The organism is Aequorivita aquimaris, assembly GCF_001573155.1.
Classification (GTDB): Bacteria; Bacteroidota; Bacteroidia; order Flavobacteriales; family Flavobacteriaceae; genus Aequorivita; species Aequorivita aquimaris.
This window is the reverse complement of sequence record NZ_JRWG01000001.1, coordinates 394,309-414,049: the sequence shown is the minus strand read 5'-3', so window position 1 is coordinate 414,049 and position 19,741 is coordinate 394,309. Positions and strand designations below refer to the sequence as shown.

Annotated in this window: 23 protein-coding genes; 12 read left to right on the top strand and 11 right to left on the bottom strand. The window is 37.2% G+C overall.

Annotated elements, in window-relative coordinates; translation table 11 throughout:
- Positions 1-131 precede the first annotated feature (131 nt).
- Positions 132-875, bottom strand: coding sequence for a LytR/AlgR family response regulator transcription factor (locus LS48_RS01930; RefSeq protein WP_062619414.1), 744 nt, complete (start codon positions 873-875; stop codon positions 132-134).
- Positions 876-1,015: 140 nt separating this feature from the next.
- Between LS48_RS01930 and LS48_RS01925 the strand changes: the two genes are divergently transcribed.
- The 3 genes from LS48_RS01925 (at position 1,016) to ligD (ending at position 5,215) form a co-directional block, all read left to right on the top strand.
- A complete protein-coding gene (locus tag LS48_RS01925; RefSeq protein ID WP_062619412.1) occupies positions 1,016-1,846 on the top strand; it encodes an RteC domain-containing protein in 831 nt (276 codons plus the stop codon).
- 166 nt (positions 1,847-2,012) lie between these two features.
- The gene (gene ku / locus LS48_RS01920) at positions 2,013-2,792 is read left to right on the top strand and encodes a non-homologous end joining protein Ku (RefSeq protein WP_062619769.1); all 780 of its coding nucleotides are present in this window, start codon (positions 2,013-2,015) and stop codon (positions 2,790-2,792) included.
- Between the two features lie 2 nt (positions 2,793-2,794).
- A complete protein-coding gene (ligD, locus tag LS48_RS01915; RefSeq protein ID WP_062619410.1) occupies positions 2,795-5,215 on the top strand; it encodes a DNA ligase D in 2,421 nt (806 codons plus the stop codon).
- Positions 5,216-5,311: 96 nt separating this feature from the next.
- Here ligD and LS48_RS01910 read toward each other — a convergent pair whose 3' ends face one another.
- The 7 genes from LS48_RS01910 to LS48_RS01880 form a co-directional block, all read right to left on the bottom strand.
- Positions 5,312-5,899, bottom strand: coding sequence for a DUF1989 domain-containing protein (locus LS48_RS01910; protein ID WP_062619408.1), 588 nt, complete (start codon positions 5,897-5,899; stop codon positions 5,312-5,314).
- 4 nt (positions 5,900-5,903) lie between these two features.
- Positions 5,904-6,365, bottom strand: coding sequence for an MgtC/SapB family protein (locus LS48_RS01905; RefSeq protein WP_062619405.1), 462 nt, complete (start codon positions 6,363-6,365; stop codon positions 5,904-5,906).
- Positions 6,366-7,034: a guanitoxin biosynthesis heme-dependent pre-guanitoxin N-hydroxylase GntA gene (gene gntA, locus LS48_RS01900; RefSeq protein ID WP_062619403.1), complete on the bottom strand. Its 669-nt coding sequence runs from the start codon at positions 7,032-7,034 to the stop codon at positions 6,366-6,368.
- Between the two features lie 114 nt (positions 7,035-7,148).
- On the bottom strand, positions 7,149-7,409 hold the full coding sequence (locus LS48_RS01895) for a SemiSWEET transporter (protein WP_062619401.1): 261 nt from the start codon (positions 7,407-7,409) through the stop codon (positions 7,149-7,151).
- 2 nt (positions 7,410-7,411) lie between these two features.
- A complete protein-coding gene (locus LS48_RS01890) occupies positions 7,412-7,933 on the bottom strand; it encodes a DUF421 domain-containing protein (protein ID WP_062619399.1) in 522 nt (173 codons plus the stop codon).
- Positions 7,934-8,004: 71 nt separating this feature from the next.
- Entirely contained in the window at positions 8,005-8,487 is a 483-nt protein-coding gene (locus LS48_RS01885) for a YciE/YciF ferroxidase family protein (RefSeq protein ID WP_062619396.1), read from the bottom strand.
- Positions 8,488-8,666: 179 nt separating this feature from the next.
- Positions 8,667-9,227, bottom strand: a complete 561-nt coding sequence (locus LS48_RS01880; RefSeq protein WP_062619395.1) for a response regulator — start codon at positions 9,225-9,227, stop codon at positions 8,667-8,669.
- 148 nt (positions 9,228-9,375) lie between these two features.
- On the opposite strand from LS48_RS01880, the gene LS48_RS01875 reads away from it, so the two are divergent.
- The 5 genes from LS48_RS01875 to LS48_RS01855 all read left to right on the top strand — a co-directional run bounded on the left by LS48_RS01875 (position 9,376) and on the right by LS48_RS01855 (position 12,871).
- Positions 9,376-10,812 (top strand): sensor histidine kinase, encoded by a 1,437-nt coding sequence (locus tag LS48_RS01875; RefSeq protein WP_062619393.1) that lies wholly within the window; start codon positions 9,376-9,378, stop codon positions 10,810-10,812.
- A gap of 2 nt (positions 10,813-10,814) precedes the next feature.
- Positions 10,815-11,231, top strand: a complete 417-nt coding sequence (locus tag LS48_RS01870; protein ID WP_062619390.1) for a response regulator — start codon at positions 10,815-10,817, stop codon at positions 11,229-11,231.
- Positions 11,232-11,359: 128 nt separating this feature from the next.
- Positions 11,360-11,767: a hypothetical protein gene (locus tag LS48_RS01865; protein ID WP_235810996.1), complete on the top strand. Its 408-nt coding sequence runs from the start codon at positions 11,360-11,362 to the stop codon at positions 11,765-11,767.
- 44 nt (positions 11,768-11,811) lie between these two features.
- On the top strand, positions 11,812-12,234 hold the full coding sequence (locus LS48_RS01860; RefSeq protein WP_131807679.1) for a hypothetical protein: 423 nt from the start codon (positions 11,812-11,814) through the stop codon (positions 12,232-12,234).
- A gap of 19 nt (positions 12,235-12,253) precedes the next feature.
- Positions 12,254-12,871: an SOS response-associated peptidase gene (locus LS48_RS01855; RefSeq protein ID WP_062619383.1), complete on the top strand. Its 618-nt coding sequence runs from the start codon at positions 12,254-12,256 to the stop codon at positions 12,869-12,871.
- Positions 12,872-12,922: 51 nt separating this feature from the next.
- On the opposite strand, the gene LS48_RS01850 is transcribed toward LS48_RS01855, so the two are convergent.
- The 3 genes from LS48_RS01850 to LS48_RS01845 form a co-directional block, all read right to left on the bottom strand.
- Positions 12,923-13,324 carry a VOC family protein gene (locus LS48_RS01850; protein WP_062619380.1) on the bottom strand — a complete coding sequence of 134 codons (402 nt, stop codon included), beginning with the start codon at positions 13,322-13,324 and terminating at the stop codon, positions 12,923-12,925.
- Between the two features lie 36 nt (positions 13,325-13,360).
- Positions 13,361-13,522, bottom strand: coding sequence for a DUF1328 family protein (locus LS48_RS14835; protein ID WP_076692395.1), 162 nt, complete (start codon positions 13,520-13,522; stop codon positions 13,361-13,363).
- Positions 13,523-13,634: 112 nt separating this feature from the next.
- The gene (locus LS48_RS01845; RefSeq protein ID WP_062619378.1) at positions 13,635-14,495 is read right to left on the bottom strand and encodes an SDR family oxidoreductase; all 861 of its coding nucleotides are present in this window, start codon (positions 14,493-14,495) and stop codon (positions 13,635-13,637) included.
- A gap of 222 nt (positions 14,496-14,717) precedes the next feature.
- Here LS48_RS01845 and LS48_RS15635 point away from each other — a divergent pair, with 222 nt between their 5' ends.
- The 4 genes from LS48_RS15635 (at position 14,718) to LS48_RS15275 (ending at position 19,449) form a co-directional block, all read left to right on the top strand.
- Positions 14,718-14,849 (top strand): hypothetical protein, encoded by a 132-nt coding sequence (locus LS48_RS15635; protein ID WP_262480958.1) that lies wholly within the window; start codon positions 14,718-14,720, stop codon positions 14,847-14,849.
- A gap of 210 nt (positions 14,850-15,059) precedes the next feature.
- Positions 15,060-16,274, top strand: a complete 1,215-nt coding sequence (gene dinB / locus LS48_RS01840; RefSeq protein WP_062619767.1) for a DNA polymerase IV — start codon at positions 15,060-15,062, stop codon at positions 16,272-16,274.
- On the top strand, positions 16,274-19,261 hold the full coding sequence (locus tag LS48_RS01835) for a DNA polymerase III subunit alpha (RefSeq protein ID WP_062619376.1): 2,988 nt from the start codon (positions 16,274-16,276) through the stop codon (positions 19,259-19,261). The genes dinB and LS48_RS01835 overlap by 1 nt, the downstream gene beginning before the upstream one ends.
- Positions 19,258-19,449, top strand: coding sequence for a hypothetical protein (locus LS48_RS15275; protein ID WP_157881709.1), 192 nt, complete (start codon positions 19,258-19,260; stop codon positions 19,447-19,449). Before LS48_RS01835 ends, LS48_RS15275 begins: the two co-directional genes overlap by 4 nt.
- Positions 19,450-19,741 lie beyond the last annotated feature (292 nt).

Genomic DNA, 19,741 nt, shown 5'->3' with positions numbered 1-19,741 from the left:
CACAATGAAACTAGAACTAGAATTAAATGTAAGCTAGTTCCTTAGTGCTAAGATAATTGTGCATTTATAAAAAATGCATTCGGAAGGTGGTTAGTAAGTGAAAACCACAGTTGTAAAAGCAAGAAGTGAGGCTATGGCAGTAAATGAATCGACTTTTGTCCAAAAAGCGGATTCTCAGGATCTGCTAAAATCCGTTTTACTGTTTCTATATTGTTAGTATAGGTTTTTGAGAATTTGAGAACCTGTTCGGAATAATGTAAAATGATTTCCTTTTTCCCATAATCAATCCGCTTTACATAGTAAGAATTTATAACGTAACTTCTATGGATTCGCTGGAAATTATGGGGTAATTGATGATGTGTGTTTTTAAGGGTTTTGTAGCCGTGTAAGATAGTCCCGTCTTTTAAAATAAAATCAGTTGTGTAATTGTCCGCTTTTAAAAATAAAATATCGTCTAAATGAAGATATCGATATTTATAATAATAATGAATACAATATAATTTAGTGGGAAAATTTGCAGAGTGATAACGAGAGATGGCTCTTTCAATTTCTTTCGGTGTTTCCCACTTGTCAACTACATCCACGGCACCCTTTTTATATGCTTTAAAAGCTTTTTTGTAACAAGAGGTCAGCACTATGTATTTAGGAGGAATACCAAAGATTTTATTTATTTGTTTTATGGTTTTAAATGGGTTCGCGCTTATTGCATCAAAATTGATAAGTATTAATTCCGGATTACATTTTAAACTGTTATTCAGTTCTAAAGAAAAAGAACTATTTATTCCTGCACAACTATATTCAGATAGTGCAGAAAAAGCCTCTTGAATAAATTCAATTGTCTTTGTATTGCTATCGATAATTAAATAATATCTCAAAAGGAAGGATTAATACCCGAATATTAAGAATTACCACTGTTTAAAGAGTAAGGTTCAACCTTACTCTTGCTATGGATTATTATAGCTTCAAATAAAGCCTTATTGCTAATTTCATAGTATTAAACAAAATTAGCCCCAGCATGAAACTTTTTCAACAAGAACTTACGCATCTGGAAAATAACCTGGAACAACTGGAATTGAACGCTACTCATATGTACTCCAGTGCGGGAACTGCGATTCAGTTATGCACGGATACAATAAACAATATGCGCGAACAGGTTTTAAAAAAAGGTTTTATAAACCTCCGTGACGAATGCCTTTTTTTTAAAACTATAAAACCAAAAGTCGTAGGGTATCTTATTTATTATTGGAATTTGGTACATATTAAACGCTATAGTCCACTGGAAAGCTGGAAGGAGAAACACAAATTTTATATAGAATATATTTCCATTTTAAAAAATTACTTTATCGAAAACCATGAGATATATGAGTATTATATCCGCAACCTTACGCATCTTGATGATCAATATTTTATAAGGAATTCTTCGCCTGTTGAATTGCATTGCGATTCAATTGCATCATTGATCGATATTAAATTTTCTACCGCCAAGGATATGGTATTTGCCCAGATAATGGGAAATACATTAACCATAAATTTCCTTAAACATAAAATTTCACGAAAAACAAAAAACCCATTTTCTAATATTGAAAATACCAATATGTTAAAATGGACTGGCGCAAAGGTAGATTTGGTCGAACTGGTATATGCGCTCCATTCAACTGGCTCAATAAATCACGGCCGTGCAGATATTAAGGAAATTGCTAAAGCTTTTGAATCTGTAATGCACATAGAATTAGGGGATTATTATAGAATCTTTCTAGAAATAAGAAATAGGAAATTGCATCCAACTAAGTTTTTGGATCACCTAAAAGATTGTCTGCAAAATCGTATGATAGAAGCTGATGGATAATAATTTAGAGGCTATTTGAATACGTTGTCATTTTTATTTTTACACTCAATCGGACAAACATCCAACAACCCCCAGTTAACTGAGAAATAATAGCTAACTGTTAAAGTATCGTAAACTGCTGTTTTCTATCCAAATTTTGGTTTTAATTTTAAAGAAAAAGGATATTATGAGATCAATCTGGAACGGTTCAATCAGCTTTGGCCTAGTGTCAATCCCCATAAAAATGTACAGTGCTTCCGAAGATAGAAAACTTGACTTGGATATGCTCGATGTACACGACAATGCACGTATTCGATACAAGCGGGTCAATGAGGAAACAGGAAAGGAAGTAGAGTGGAAAGACATCGTAAAAGGGTTTAAAAAGGATGATAAATATATAGTCTTGGAAAAAGAGGATTTTGAAAAAGCGAATATGAAAAAGAGCAAGACCATCGATATAGAAGAGTTTGTTGAGGAGGCTGAGGTGAGCGATCTACTTTTTAAAAGTCCGTATTTTTTGGAGCCCCAAAAAGAAGGTGGAAAAAGCTATAATTTATTGCGAGATGCCCTAAAAAAAACGAAAAAATTGGGAGTAGCAACTTTCGTAATGCGCCAAAAGGAAAATTTAAGCCTTATTGGAGTATACAAAAACGCTTTGGTACTGCACGTTATCCGCTTTGCAGATGAAATTCGTGACCCTGCCGATTTAAAACTCCCATCTTCCAAGGTCTCAAAAAAGGAAGTGGATATGGCCCTTTCGCTTATCGAAAACTATACTACAAGTTTTAAACTGGATAAATACAAGGATGTTTACAATAACCAATTGATGAAAATCATTAATAACAAAGCCTCGGGCAAGAAAACCCGTGCAAAGAAAGTAGACACCACGCCTACCCAAGCTGACGATTTAATGGCAAAACTTAAAGCCAGTCTGGAAAAGAAAAAGAAAAAAAGTAAAGCCTCCTAACCGTGGCATTAGACGATTATATAAAAAAGCGCAAATTCAACTCCACGCCTGAACCCACGGGCGAGTTGGATAAGGAAAACGCATACCGCTTCGTAATACAGCGCCATCAGGCAAGAAGACTTCATTACGACCTTCGGCTTGAAATGGATGGCGTTCTTAAAAGTTGGGCTGTACCTAAAGGTCCGTCCATGAATCCATCGGACAAACGCCTGGCAATAATGACCGAAGACCACCCGGTGAAATATCTCTTTTTTCACGGAACTATTCCCAAAGGCAATTACGGCGCAGGCGTAATGGACATTTGGGACCAGGGCACCTATAAGGTTTTGGAGAGTGGGGAAGGTAAAGACCCGGTAGAGCAATTGGAAAAAGGTGACCTGAAAATTGAATTTTTCGGAAAAAAAATAAAGGGAGTTTTTGCTTTGGTACATACCCAAAGAGGGGAAGAGAAAAACCAATGGCTCCTCATTAAAAAGAAAGACAACTATGCCACCGATTTAGAATATGACGCCGAGGTTTTTGCGAAAACGAACAAGGAAATAAAAGCTGGAAAAGTAAAATCGCTTAACCCCAAGGAATTTATAAAACCGATGCTCGCAAGCCCGGCCAAGAAAATATTTAAGGATCCCGATTGGGTTTTTGAATTGAAATGGGATGGCTATCGAGTCCTGACCAACATCAACAACGGTGAGGTGGAACTGTACTCGCGCAACGGGATATCCTATAACAGCAAATTTGCGTTGTTAAAAAGGGAACTGGAAAGCATCCCCCACGATTGTATATTGGACGGCGAAGTAGTGATAGTAGATAAAAAGGGGAAGCCAGATTTCCAAAAACTTCAAAATTACGAAGCTGGAAAGCCCAAAGGCGAGCTTCGGTATTATGTATTTGATCTACTTTATCTAAATGGCCACGATACCATTTCCCTTCCCTTATTGGAGCGTAAAAGTCTGTTGCCCGATATTTTGGAGGGTTTGAAACATATTCTTTTTTGCGACCATATAGAGGGTATGGGACCTACACTCTATGAACGCGCCATTGGGGCGGGTATGGAGGGTGTAATTGCCAAAAAAGCCGATTCGCTATATTTCCCGGCTTACCGCAGTGAAAAATGGCTAAAAATAAAAGATACCCATACGGAGGAAACTGTTATTTGTGGGTTTACCGATTCGGTAAGCGGCGGGGCAATTTTTGGATCGCTTATCCTCGGGATGTTCCAAAATGAAGAGCTTACCTACGTGGGCAATTGCGGCTCGGGTTTTTCCGCTTCGGAACAAAAGTCACTGTTGAAAAAATTAAAGGCCTTGGAAATAGAGACCAATCCGTTTGGAAAGAAATTGGCACTTAAAGGAAGGATTCCGCACTGGGTCGAACCACAATTGATTTGCGAGGTCAAGTTTTCGGAATGGACCAAAAGCGGCCTGATGCGCCACCCAATTTTCAAAGGTTTGCGAAACGACAAGGAGTTGGAGGAAGTAACGTCGGGCTCGCCTAAAGAATCAACTTCAAAATCCAGCAAAAGCAGTAACTCCCATTTGGAAGTGAATGGTATTTCCGTTCCCCTTTCCAACTTGGAAAAGGTATATTGGCCAGATGCCGGATATACTAAATACGATTTAATTGACTATTACCTCAATATTTCGGAAACCATACTACCATATCTGTTGAACCGTCCGCAAAATCTACATCGGCATCCAAACGGTATTTCAAAACCCTCCTTTTATCAAAAGGACAATGAAACCTTGCCCAATTGGGTAGAAACCGTAAAAATATATTCTGAATCCTCCAAAAAAGAAATTGACTACCTGCTGTGCCAAAATGAGGCCACGCTGCTTTATATGGCAAATTTGGGCTGCATAGAGATAAATCCTTGGAACTCTACCATCCAAAATTTAGAACATCCCACCTATACGGTAATAGATCTGGACCCTTCCAGCAAAAACACCTTTGAGCAGGTGATTGAAGTGGCCTTGGCAGCAAAAGAGGTGTTGGATTTGGCAAAGATAAAAGGGTTTTGTAAAACTTCCGGCTCTTCAGGTTTGCATATTTATCTGCCATTGGGTGAAAAATATAGTTACGAAGAAGCCCGTGACTTCACCAAACTTTTGTGCTATTATATACAGGAAAAACTACCGAAGCTAACCAGCATGGAGCGTGCGGTAAAAAACCGCAAGGATAAAATCTATTTGGATTATCTGCAAAACCGCCGTGGACAAACCTTGGCAGCGCCATATTGTGTACGTCCGAAAGTGGGAGCCCCTGTTTCTGCCCCCCTTTCATGGATGGAAGTGAAGCCAGGGCTGGAGATTTTAGATTTCACAATTAAAACTATGCCCGACCGAATAACAAATATGGGCGATTGGTTTAAACCTGTTCTTGGAAAGGGCCTTGATATGGGAAAGGCTATTGATAATCTAAAATAACCTAAAACAGCTTATTTCCAATTTTTATAGGTATCTGGTGGGTCAAGCAAATAGAATAACACTAATTCCATCTCTTTGCTAGCCCCCTTTCATTATTTAATTATCCTTTAAAATTCCGTAATGAATAGGTTTAAAACTTCCTCCGTTACTATCTTCTGCAGAACAGGCCGTAAGAGCAACTATTAAATCCATTTGCGCCTCAAAAAGCACAAAATCGTTGGGTTTGCTTAAAGGTGGAAGTACTGAAATTTTCCCCTTCGCATCAAATTGGACATTCATAAATATGTTAAAGGCCGTGGGCACATCATCAGCTGATATACCATAAGGCTCCAGATTTGTATATAGATTTTCGAAACAACTGGGATGGTATTCCGGGTTATTGTACATGATCTTAAATGTCTCCGGACTACATGGTGCCAACAAAAAATCGTTCCGGCCATTGGTATCTTCCAAAATCTCCATCATCTTTCTGCTGCGATTGCTCCATAAATAATTTCCCTTAGTGATAAGTATGCATTCCTCAAAATCAAGCGTTTTTCCTGAGGAAATCTTTTCGCGTGGGTCCTGCTTATTAAACAACACCATATCGCTTACCTGTTTTCCCTGTGGGTCAATAACTTTTAACTTTTCACCTTTTTTCAATGTAAATGCAACTCCAGTCTGGGCCGCGATCTCCTTTATCATAATGCTATGTAATTTGTGATTGGTTTTTATGGTTATTGTTGTAAATTTTCTTGTTGTAATAACCCAGAACCAGATTTATAAATACTATGATAAGCGTGCTGGCAGCCAATTCAATATACATACCCAAAGCTGCCAAACACCCTAAGGCAGCACTGCACCATATAGCTGCGGCAGTTGCCAGTCCAGAAATTTCTCTTTTGCGCTTAACAATAACCCCCGCGCCCAAGAATCCTACGCCTACAATAATTTGTCCTGCTATCCGAGTTAAATCCACATTGGGCAAATCAATATACTGAAAGGAAATACCAATAAATATAGCGGCACCTACTGCTACCAATGCATTGGTCTTAAGTCCCGCATTCTTATTTTTCATCTGCCGTTCTATCCCTACACAAATTCCAGCAATCATGGCAATAATGGTATTTAATACAAATTCAAATGTAGTAACTGCCTCCATCCTTTTCATTTATTTATGATGAAATGGGCACTTCCAATTGCCTTCCACCTTTCTTCCACTATATTGTTTCGCTTCACTATCTTCCCCAAAATCCTGTAATACTGGATTTATATCTCCTTGTAAATCAATATCACGCTTACGTATCTTGTCGCGAATCTTATGATAAACTCCCATCTCCCGTAACTTCTCAAATTGGGCGTGTAAATTAAATACTAACGTGGGGTAGGGGGCCCGGCGTGCCTTTCTGGATGCCTTTGGATGCAGACCCACTACATAAAAGGCTTTCCCGCCTATGCTAAAACTAAATTTAGAATCTTCTGGATCATTGCTCACACTGCTATCCCAGGGCTCGTTGTCCATTTCGTGTAGGAATTGTAATTGTCTCCACAATAAGTTTTCAAATTCTATCTCACTAAAAACTTCCATATCTGGAAATACAGCAATATAAGACTCAAATTCCTTGCTGTCAAAATCATATTGGGCAATATACTCACTTAAATCCCCAAACAAATCCCTTGCAGTTTTCTTACTTCCCAAACGTCCGTAAACGTTAAGTTGATAGTTCTCCATTTGGAATACTGTATTTGCCATTATGCAGGGATGATTATCATGTATGACAAACTTTTTAAAATCTTCAGAAATGTGTCTATTTCCACAGGTTGGTATTGATGGTTTCATAACTTTTTTTCTGAAAATTATCAATTTGCTTTAGGATTCTCATTTCTTTTAATAATTTCTTAGCTGCTATTTAAAGCCATTTTAACATTCAACCAAAGAACTGTGGCAAAAGTGTTAATCTTCCGTTTTATATCGCATCATTATAAACAACATCGATGCGTTTAATAAAAAGGAAATTCCATTGGTTATTATGATGGGATAATCCATTTTAATAATTCCATATATTACCCATAAACCCACACCCCCTAGTAAAAGCATAAACATCGCGGGGGATATATCCAAAACCTTCTTAGTCTTCCATGATTTTAATAGCTGGGGCAGCACGGCAATCGTAGTTAGCAGGCCAGCAATAAACCCTATTATTTGAACCTCCATCCTTAAACTGCTACATCGGTTAGGAGCCAGGACTTTAAATTTTCGTTCATATCCTTGCTGTGCAATACCGTTATATCTCCCGTCGTTTCAAAAACAACTGCCTGAATGGCTGAATAGTCGGTTACGTTGGCCTCCCTCAACTTGGCGCGTAAATCGCCTTCCGTTACCCTAGCCTTTCTAAGGTTTTCCTGCAATATTTGGTCCTGTTGCATTAATAATAAGGGAGTATTGTCTATAGCATCCCGAAAGTTCTTATACCGCCTGAAAAAAGCGGCGGTAAGTTGAAAAAAATAGATTGCTAGCAGGCCAAGGGCACCTTCTGCCAATGATACGGTGCTGGATAAGACCGTAGTAGCTATTAACGACCCCACCGCCACGGTCATGGCAAAATCAAAACTGGACATTTTACTAAAACTTCGTTTTCCGAAAATACGCGTAAATGCAATTACCAATATATATATTCCCAAACAGCTAATTACTATGCGGCCAGCACTGGATATTGTTAAGTCTAATAATTTTTCCATAACTTATATTGTTTTAATTATTAATAAAAAAAGTCCGTGTTAAACGGACTTTGATATAAAATTAATCAGGGTTATTTAGCCTTGTCGTTTAAACGTTTCTCGGCCAAATCGTTCAGTTTTTTATCAGCATTGTATTCCTCGTCCAGAGTTTTTTGAAGTTTCTTGGCAATATCCTTATGGCCCAACTCCTTGGCATAACGTACTGCTGTTCCGTACCCAGAAATCTCATAATGTTCAACGCGTTGGGCTTCTGCAATCATCCCAGCATTTTTTACATCATCGTCCTTCACTTCATCTAGAAAATCTTCAGCTTCCTTAATCAAGCCTTTCATGGCTTTGCAGGTTTCCCCACCGGGATCAATACCAAGTTCCTCACAAATTTCCTCAAGGCGTTCCTTGTGCTCTTTTGTTTCTTCCAAATGATCCTCAAATGCTTTTTTTAATTTTGCATCTTTGGCATTTTTAACCATTTTGGGCAATGCTTTTGTCAATTGATCTTCCGCGCTGTAAAGATCCTTCAATTGATGTTCAAACAATTCATTTAAATTTTTCATAGTGTTGGATTTTTTTGTTTTTATCGAAATTAGAAAACATCCAGCACAGGAAAAACTACTTTATCATTGTTTTAACGCACATAATTTAAATGTGATACTTTTTTAATTAAATGTATCAATATATCCTAATAAAAAGCTATTGTTTAAAATATTTTAAATAATAGAGTAATCAATTTCTATTATCTTTTGAAAAGCCGTAATAGTCCATCCCACAAAGAAGTTTTATGATTTTCCTCACGCTCATCATCTTCCTCTTTCCCAAAAGTGTGTTCCCTCAAAAAATCACTTTGCGACTTGGAAGAGTCGTATTTTCTTCTTTCAGAACGCAACTTGTCCTGTTTCTCCTTTTGGGTTTCCATTATATTTTTAAATAGGGGCAGCATACGTTCATTTAAAGTGTTTACGGGCTCCTTAATAAAAAATCCCTCTGCACCACTTTCCAATAGCTTTTCTTTATCTGCCTCATATTTTAGATTACCGGTGATAACTACCACTGGAATTTTGGTGTTGTAGTTTTTTGTAATTCTAAGCACATCAAAAGCATTCATACCCACAAGATTGAAATCGGTGAGTACCATATCCGGAATATAGGTTTTGAGTGCGTTGATTAAACTTATTTCACTGTCCACAAAGCGTATTTCGGGATGGGCGCAAATTTTTTTTAATTGTCGCTGTAATAAAAAGGAATCTGATACTTGATCTTCAACGATCAGAAAGTGTAATACATCTGGTAGGCTCATTAAATGTAGGTTCTTTAATACATGATTTATTTAATAGCTAATTTTAATAAAGATAAAAATTTAAGACAAAAATTTATTATTTTTTCACTGATGTTTTATAATTAATTCCATCCTCTTAAATTTATAATAAAATCAACTGACCATCTCTATGAAGCGAATACGAAAAGTAGGCCTAACCAACTTTATACTCTTAATTTCATCCCTTATCCTGGTAATTATACTAATAGGTTTCTCCTTTATAAGAAATGCAACTTCTGCAAATGAAATAGCCCATACCTGGAAAGTTAAAAGCAATATTAGCCAAATTTCGGCTACCATTTCACGTATGGAAAGTTTTGGCCTAGCCTATGAAGCCACCGGGAAAATAAAATTTAAACAGGCATTTCGCGACGCACAGGAAGAATACGATTCACTTTTGACATCCTTGGAAAATCTGGTTGCCGATAACAATGACCAATTGCAGCGCATCAATATTATTTCCCAACAAATGCAAGGCAATATTGCTTTATTCCAACAAAAATTAGACTCAGGATACTCTTTAGAGAATTTGCAGCAAAAAGAAATAGAATTGCATTTTATGATGGATGTTGAAAATAAGCTCGAAGAACTGATCGCAGTGGAAGATGCGCTCTTGGAAGAGAGAAACCAAAAATTTACAATTTGGAAGTATATTATTGTGGGGGCTCTCGGTATCGCAACAATTATTGTCTTTCTGAGTCTATTTAACCTTATAAAAAAAGTAAAACCGCTTATTGAAGAGCTCTTGGCTACCCAACACGAATTGGAACAAACCAATCGGAATATGGAAAAGGCACTTGTGGAACTCAAAATCCTAAATGAGGAGAAGGAAAGTGAAATTTTGGCAAAAGAGGCAGCCATAGGGGAAGCGGAAAAATTAAACGAGTCCCTGATTGCAAAGAACCAACAGTTGGACCATTTTGCCTATGTAGCCTCCCACGACTTACAGGAACCCCTGCGTACCGTTTCCAACTACTTGGAAATATTTCAGGAAGATTTCCCCGAACGCTTGGAAGGTGAGGCAACTATGTATTTCCAGTTTATCAATAAGGCAGTGGAACGAATGCGAAATCTGATTAGCGGACTGCTATCCTTCTCCCGCCTGGGTACCAGTGGTCAAATGGAAAATATCGATCTAAATGCAACCCTGCAAAAAATAAAGGACGATTTCGACACCGTAATCGAGGAACGCAGAATTATTCTTGAATATGAAACCCTTCCCGTCATTACGGGTTATAGAATGGAAATTAAGCAGTTATTCCAAAATCTTATTTCCAATGCCATAAAATTTACCGAACCACAAACCCAGCCCCATATTGTCATAACTTTTGAGGAAACCACTAATTATTATAACTTTCACATAAGCGATAACGGCATAGGGATTCCAGAAAAGGATTTTTCCAAGGTTTTTGATATGTTCAGCAGGCTTCACAGTACAAAAGATTATGAAGGCCAGGGCATAGGGCTTGCATTCTGCAAGAAAATAGTGGAACTCCATTTGGGTAATATCTGGGTAAGTTCTAAATTTGGAAAAGGAACTACCGTTCACTTCACCTTAAAAAAATAATAATGAAGAAATTAAAAAATGTACTCCTGATCGATGATTCGGAAAGTGATAATTTTTACCATGCCCGAAAAATAAAAAAATTGGGAATTACCGATAATATTCATATTTGTTTCAGTGGAGAGGAAGCATTGTCCTATCTTAAAAGTGAATTGGATGGTATCCATCCACAACCCACACTTATTTTTTTGGATATTAATATGCCCGGAATGAATGGCTGGGAGTTTTTGGAGGAATATGAAAAATTGGAACTCTCCCAACAGGGTGAGGTCGTGCTAACCATGTTGAGTAATTCCATTGACGAAAGGGATCGGTTGCGGGCACAACAATTCAAAAGTGTACATGGGTTTTATAGTAAACCATTAAACGAAAATTATCTTAACAATATTCTTGAAAGTCACTTTAAAAACTACTTATTGTAATTATTAAAGAATATAAAAAAAATATTAGAGGACCATTATTGGGCGGGATCATAGCTGCCGTTGTCATAGCGGGGGGCGTTTTTCTGTTGGGAAAGATTTCCAACTACGAGGCAAAAATATTGATTGCCATGTCAGTTGAGGGCATAAATATTTTATGTAATACCATAGTTCTTGCATCCGCTACAATTTTAGGCCTATTATTGACCTTATTGGGAATCAGTTCGGGAAGTGGGTCAAAATTAAAAAGCCAATATTATTATCAAATAGTAGTAATAGCTAAGTTAATTACCGTTCTCTTTGTGGCGACATTACTACTTTTTCAAATGCTTAATATTCCATTGACGCAAGCAGACAATGTTCCCGCCCATTGGTTTCCATATATTTATTGGTCAACCATATTGTTGTCTTCACTTCTAAGTGGTACCTTGATTACAGCTATATTAATGCTATATAAAACTGTTTTAGGTATAATCTGGATTATGGGAATATCAAAAAAACATCCGTTGGCGGTGAATGAAAAAGAAAATGAGGAATAGTATGTGCAATGGGGTGGTGAATAAAACGGTAATAATAAATCCTTATGGTTAAATTTATTTGTGCCTGGTTACTCTCCGTTACTACAATGACTTTGTTCAGTGGTATTGTCAATTTTTTTTCCAAAAAAGAGGTTCGTGAATATGTGCTTTTAAAATGGTTTGTGGATAAACACTCCAAGTTTCCAATTGCTCCCTTACTGATAGGTTGGTTATTACACTTCGGCTTTGGGCTAATATTTATGGCATTATTTGAGGTCCTGTGGTCAATTGTTAATATTAACAAATCACTTTTTTGGGGTTTGGGGGTTGGAAGTATAATGGGATTTTTAGGAATATGGGGATGGCAATTGTTGTTTTATTTACATCCGCAAAGACCCAATATAAATTATACGGTGTTTTACATCCAACTTTTTTTTGCCCATATTGTTTTTGGATTAACCGCGTTTGGAATATATATGTTATATTAAAAATTAAAATTATACCCTAATGTGCTACCATACCAAATTAACGACCCCCAAAGAAGAAATTCAAAAAGAGTTTAATGCCGAATTTTATGAACCGGAATTGTATGTTCCCAAAGAGGCCATCAATGGCTTTTCATTTTCTAAAAATCCCGTCATATTAGACGAGGATAAGGGGCATATAAGTATGGCTAATTGGGGTCTTATTCCTTTTTGGGCAAAAGATGATGGCATAAAAAAAATGACGTTGAATTCGCGTATTGAAACAGCAGCCACAAAACCCGCATTTCGAAATTCAGTAAAAAATCGTTGTCTTGTTATTGCCGATGCCTTTTATGAATGGCAATGGCTCGATGCCAAAGGAAAAAACAAACAGAAATATATTATTAAACCGACCGATCAGGAAATATTCGGTTTTGCGGGATTCTATAGTGAATGGACCAATCCAGCTAGCGGCGCGAATATCACCACCTATACTATCGCAACTACCGAGGCAAATGAACTTATGGCCGAGATTCATAACAATAAAAAACGAATGCCGATAATTGTAAAAAAGGAAGATAGAAATAAATGGTTGAACGGAGATGCCATCGAAAATTTTCGGTTTCCATATAGTGTAAATTTAACCGCCGCCCCCTTATAATAAAAATAACGCCCGATATTTCAGGCGTTATTCTAAATAAGAGTAAAATTTTTATTCCTTATAATTGACCATCCAATTTATTCCGTACTTATCCGTACATCTTCCATAATAGGCACCCCAGGAAGTTTTTTGAAAATTGGTGTGTACCTGCCCCCCTTTGGACAATTCCGTGAATGCAAACTTTGCACTCCCCTCAGTATCCATATCTACACCTAAATGCATATTGGTCCCGTCAGTTAACGGGGTGTCAGGAGCGGCATCGTATCCAAGTAGTGTAAAATTTTTCCCTATTAATTCCGCATGTTGCCACTTGGTCCTGTAATTTTCAGGAATATCAATTTCCTTGTCTTCGTATGTTTCAATATTTTGGATTTTTCCGCCAAAAATTTCCTTGTAAAAATTAAAGGCTTCCTGGCATTGACCCCTATATGATAAATATGCTTCAATTCTCATAATTGCTGTTTTAGATAATTTTAGTGGTGTTTCGATTTATCTTCTAAATAGGCGCGACAGTAACCCCAATACCAATAAAACCAAAAAGATGTAAAAAATAATTTGGGCTATATCCGTTGCCCCTTCCGCTATTCCTCCAAATCCGAAAATTGCAGCGATAATAGCAATTACAAGAAAAATAATAATCCATCGTATCATAATAAAAAGTTTTTTTGTTAATTAATTAATATGTATCCAAGATACCTATGTTATTAATTCTAGAAAATTTTTTATAGGTAGTTTAACGACGGTTGTTAATTATTTTAAAATTTCAACTTCCAATAAGTTCGCCGCCATTAATATGAATAAATTGCCCTGTCATATAACTACTGTCCTCACTGGCTAAAAAAACATAGGCAGGTCCCACCTCACTGGGTTGTCCTGCTCTTCCCATCGGGGTATCTTGACCAAAATCGGTTACATCATCAAATGTTGCGGGAATAAGGGGCGTCCAGATGGGACCCGGTGCCACCCCATTTACACGTATTCCCTTGGCAGCAAGATTGCTTGAAAGGGAGCGGGTAAAACTTACAATAGCGCCTTTTGTACTGGCGTAATCCATTAAATGATCACTGCCCCTATAGGCGGTTACCGAACTGGTATTAATTATAACATCTCCATCCTTTAAATGGGGAAGGGCCGCCTTGGCTATATAAAAATAAGCAAATATATTGGTGCGAAAAGTTTCCGCCAATTGTTGATCCGAAATTTGTTCCAGCTTGTCCTTTGGAAACTGTACGGCCGCATTATTGACCAAAACATTTAATTTTCCGTAGTGCTTTATACACGCAGCTATACTCTTTTTGCAAAATGTAGCATCCTTTAAATCTCCTGCCAATATTATACAATTGCTCCCTTCCTTTTCAACCAACCGTTTGGTTTCCTTTGCATCTTTGTTTTCCTCTAAATATACAATTGCCACCGAAGCGCCCTCCCTTGCAAAGTGAACGGCTACACTTCTTCCAATTCCACTATCTCCACCGGTAATAAAAGCGACCTTCCCTTTTAATTTATCACTGCCCTTATAATTATCTCTAATAATTTCAGGTTGTGGTTTCATCTTTCTTTCCTCCCCCGGTTGCGATTGCGATTGGGAAGGAAATTTTTTTGGTTTGGATTTGTCTGTTCCCATAGTATTTTTTGTTTTAAAATTATTAAACCCATAGCTATTAAAAACATAGTTTAAAATTGTTTTAACGAATATGTATTAAACCCAAAGCGAAAAAATCATTTCTTAAATACATTTTTAGTTAATTATTTTAAAAATAGATGCCAATGGAATGTTATAAGGTATTTACAATTAGAAATTTGACGCTACTTTTAATAAAAAAAGTTTAACTAAAATTGTATTGCTATGAAAAATGAAAGAAATCAAACAGGCAAGGAGAACAATCCACAATTTGCTGGAAATAATCCTTCACAAAATGACAGAAACCAAGATCCCACAAGAAAACAAGGGGATAATTGGAATCAAGAAGAAGAGTAGGTGATTAACTTGCTTATTTGAAGTGGCCTCCATCGTTGTGATGGGGGTTTTTTTATTATCAAAACAATATATCGATATCATTTCTTCTCGACATTTCATTTATTTTCTGAATTTCCATTTATATAAATTCTTTACAAATCTTATAGGTGTTTATAAATTTCCTATTGGAGTAATTCCAAAATAATGGAAATATTCCATAGTTTTGTAAAGATGAAAAAATCAATTCTCCATCTCGATCTTGATACTTTCTTTGTATCTGTAGAACGTTTACTGAACAGTGAATTGCTGAAAAAACCTGTCTTGGTAGGGGGAACGGGAAGCAGGGGCGTGGTAGCTGCCTGCAGCTATGAAACCCGAAAATACGGGGTTCGCTCGGGCATGGCAATGAAAATTGCCAAACAACTTTGTCCACAAGCAATTATCATTCGAGGCAATGCGGGTACCTATATGAAATACTCAAACCTTATCACCGATATTATTCGTGATTCAGTGCCCCTCTTTGAAAAAACAAGCGTGGATGAATTTTATGTGGACCTTACTGGAATGGATCGCTTTTTTGGCAATTATAAATTTGCTTCAGAGCTTCGAAAACGCATAATCAAGGAATCGGGTTTGCCAATATCTTTTGGGCTTTCCCAAAATAAAATTGTCAGTAAGGTGGCAACGGGAGAGGCTAAACCCAATAACCAGCTAAAGATTGATTACGGTTTTGAAAAGGCTTTTTTGGCGCCATTGCCAATCCGAAAAATACCGATGATTGGAAAGGCTTCTGCCCAAACTTTAATCCATCTTGGGATTGATCGCGTAAAACTGATACAGGAAATGCCTGTGGAAATGCTTACCTCCGTTATGGGAAAGAACGGCCAGATTATCTGGAACCGAGCCAATGGCATTGATAATACCCCTGTGGTTCCCTATTGTGAACGTAAATCCATTTCCAACGAACGCACTTTCAATTTAGATACCATAGATGTCCAAAAACTTCGCGATACCCTTACCGCTATGGCTGATACGCTTTGTTACCAGCTCCGGCTTGGCAATAAAATGACGGGTTGTGTTTCTGTAAAAATCAGATATTCCGATTTTCAGACTTATAACAAACAAATCCGCATTCCCTATACAAGTGCAGACCATATCCTGGTGCCTACAGTTATGGAACTTTTTAATAAACTTTATGAAAGAAGAATTTTAGTTAGGTTAATTGGAGTAAAGTTTTCCCATTTGGTAGGTGGGCATTATCAGATAAATCTTTTTGACGATAATGAAAAGACATTGAACCTCTATAAATCCTTAGATCATATCCGCAACCGTTTTGGGGCAGGCAGTGTTATGAAAGCGTCTATGCTCGATGTGCGGACTGTAATTTCTGGCCGTAACCCCTTTGATGGTGAACCACCAATTTTATTGGCGCATAGAAATCAATAATGTATATCAATTGCCATACATATTACTCCTTGCGCTACGGTGTACTTTCTGTACCGCAACTCTTGGAATTGGCAAAAAAATATACTATTAAATCTGTAGCAATTACCGATATTAACAGTACATCGGCCTGCTTGGAATTTAGTAGGGAAGCAGCAAAAGAAAAACTTAAGCCCGTGGTGGGAGCCGATATTCGTAACGGAAACAACAGATGCTATGTGTGCTTGGCAAAAAACAATAAAGGCTACTTGGAAATCAACCAATTTCTGTCCACCCATCTACATACAAAGAAGGACTTCCCTGAAATCCCTCCCTCTTTTTTAAATGTTATAACCATTTTTCCTTTCGAAAAAGTACTGGAATATGAACTGGAATCCTTTGCGCCCGATTGGTACATCGGAATTGCGGTAAATGATCTTAATAAACTAAAATTCTCCCATCTAAAACAATATACTGAAAAATTGGTGTTGTTACAGCCTGTAACTTTCTGCAGTCAGACGCATATAAATATACATCGTTTATTGCGATGTATAGACCTCAATATAGTTTTGAGTAAACTCCCGGAGGCTGAACAGGGTACTGCCAACGATAAAATGTATTCGCTAACCAAACTCAAAGACTTGTTTGAGGATTTTGAGCATATATTGTCCAACACCCAAGCTCTTTTAAATTCCTGTTCCATCGATTTTAAATTTGATGATATCCGAGAAAACCAAAATCAAACCACCTACCTCTCCAATGCACAAGATGATTATGGATATTTGGTTTCTTTGGTAAAACAAAATATACCCTCCCGATATAAAACGGTCAATTCCAAAATTACAGAACGTATTGAAAAGGAACTTAACGCCATTCGGCAAATGGATTTTGTATCCTACTTTCTCATTAATTACGATATTGTTCAATATGCCATAAAAAATAATTACCCATATATAGGGCGGGGCAGTGGGGCCAATAGTGTCGTAGCCTATATCTTAGGTATTACCAATGTTGACCCGATTGAATTGGATCTGTATTTTGAACGGTTCATCAACCTGTATCGTTCCTCACCGCCTGATTTTGATATAGATTTTTCTTGGAAGGATAGGGACGATGTTACCCGCTATATTTTTGAACGTTTCCCAAATACCGCCCTTATGGGTACTTATGTAACGTTTCAATTCAAAGCAGTTGTTCGGGAGCTTGCCAAAGTATTTGGACTGCCAAAAGCTGAAATTGATGCTTTTTTAAATGGCAATAGAGAGAACAAAAAAAACGATCATTATTTTAAATTGGTAATAAAATATAGTCATCTTATCCATGGTTTTCCAAATTACCTAAGTGTACATTCTGGAGGCATTGTTATAACAAAAAATCCTGTACAAGCTTATTGTGGCACTTTTATGCCCCCGAAAGGGTTTCAAACCTTGCAAATTGATATGCACATAGCAGAAGCTGTGGGTATTTTTAAATTTGATATTCTTGCCCAACGCGGTCTTTCAAAAATTAAGGATGCAATTCAATTGATCAGGGAAAATCAACCCAATGCACATATAAAAAATATAGACGATACTACATCTTTTAAAAATGATCCTGCAATTAACAATCTATTAAAAGTAGGGGATTGTATGGGCGTGTTCTATGTCGAATCCCCTGCAATGCGTACTTTGATGACACGCCTGCAAACACAGGACTATTTGGGATTAGTCGCTGCTAGCTCCATTATACGTCCCGGTGTAACCAATGGAGGAATGAAAAATGCCTATATAGAGCGCCATAGATTTCCCGAAAAAAAGGCAGAGGCACATCCCGTTCTTTTGAAGATTATGCCCGATACCTATGGTGTTATGGTTTATCAGGAAGACGTTTTAAAAGTGGCACACTATTTTGCAGGATTAAGTCTGGCCGAAGCAGACGTGTTGCGAAGGGGTATGAGTGGCAAGGGTAGGAGCAAAGAACAATTTGATGCCCTGGAAAGGAAATTCTATGAAAACTGTAAAGAAAAGGGCTACACCCAAAAAGTGATAGCGGAAGTCTGGGATCAGATCAAAGCTTTTGCGGGCTATGCGTTTGCCAAGGGACATTCCGCAAGTTATGCCGTGGAAAGCTATCAAAGCCTTTACCTTAAAAAATACTTCCCATTGGAATTTATGACCGCTGTTCTTAACAATGGGGGGGGCTTTTACAACCTGGATACCTATATCAATGAAATTTTTAAATGTGGTGGTGTAGTTGAAAATCCCTGTATCAACAATAGCGATCACAGTAATTATATTAAGGATAAAACTGTTTTTTTGGGCTTTGGGATGATAAAGGATTTAGAACATAGAAGCATTCAGAAAATTCTCACTGAGAGACAGCTTTTTGGCCCATTTAATAGCTTTGACGATTTTTTGGATAGATGTAAGCTCGGATTGGAACAACTGCTACTATTAATTCGTTTAAAGGCTTTTAGGACATTTGAATCAAATAAACATAAATTAATGTGGCTTGCCCATCTCAATACCCACGCAATTAAAAATCTAAATAACCAACCCCAATTATTTAAACCTAAACGGGTAAATTATAGCTTACCATCCTTAAAGAGCGAACAGATTATTGACGCCTATGACAATCTGGAGCTCTTGGGCTTTACGCTTCACAACGATTTTAATCTTATAAAACCGGGCAAGTATCCAATTACAATAGCAAGTGATTTAAGTACCTATGAGGGTAAGGAAATTACAATCCTCGGAAAATTGGTAACCTCCAAAACCACAAAAACATCTAAAGGCGATTATATGGCATTCTCAACATTCCTCGATAAAGACGGAAAATGTTTTGATACGGTACAATTCCCAAAAATAATGGTAAAATACCCTTTAACAGGTATTGGAATTTATTTTATAAAAGGAACGGTAACCGAAGATCTAGGCTATTACGCCATAACTACAACCCAATTGTTAAAAGTACCAAGACTTCCCGATCCCCGCTTTTCCGAAGAACAGAAAACACATAAGTCAATTGTGTGAGTACAATAATCACAAACCCACAACCGTCAACCATCAACCATCAACCATCAACCATCAACCATCAACCATCAACCCACCACCCACAACCATCAACCATCAACCACCAACCATCAACCATCAACCATCAACCCACAACTGAATATCGAAATCTACCAATCTACTCCTACATACCCCATTCAAAGCCATAGCAAAGCCATAGCAAAGCCATAGCAAAGCCATAGCAAAGCCATAGCAAGTTCATTAAAATGTAAGAAAAACAGTCATTTTTCCTACAAATTTATTTTTATCAATTACAACTTGTGTTCAACTTGGGAAAATCCATAAACTATTTCTCATTTTATAACTACAAGAATCCCTTAATATATAATGCTTCCCCCATTTATTTAAATAATATAAAGAGGATCAAAGTTTCTTTTCCTCATTTTTAAAAGTGCCTTTTCGCTCTTTTTTTAAGTCTTCCTCTTTCAAACGCATAAAATC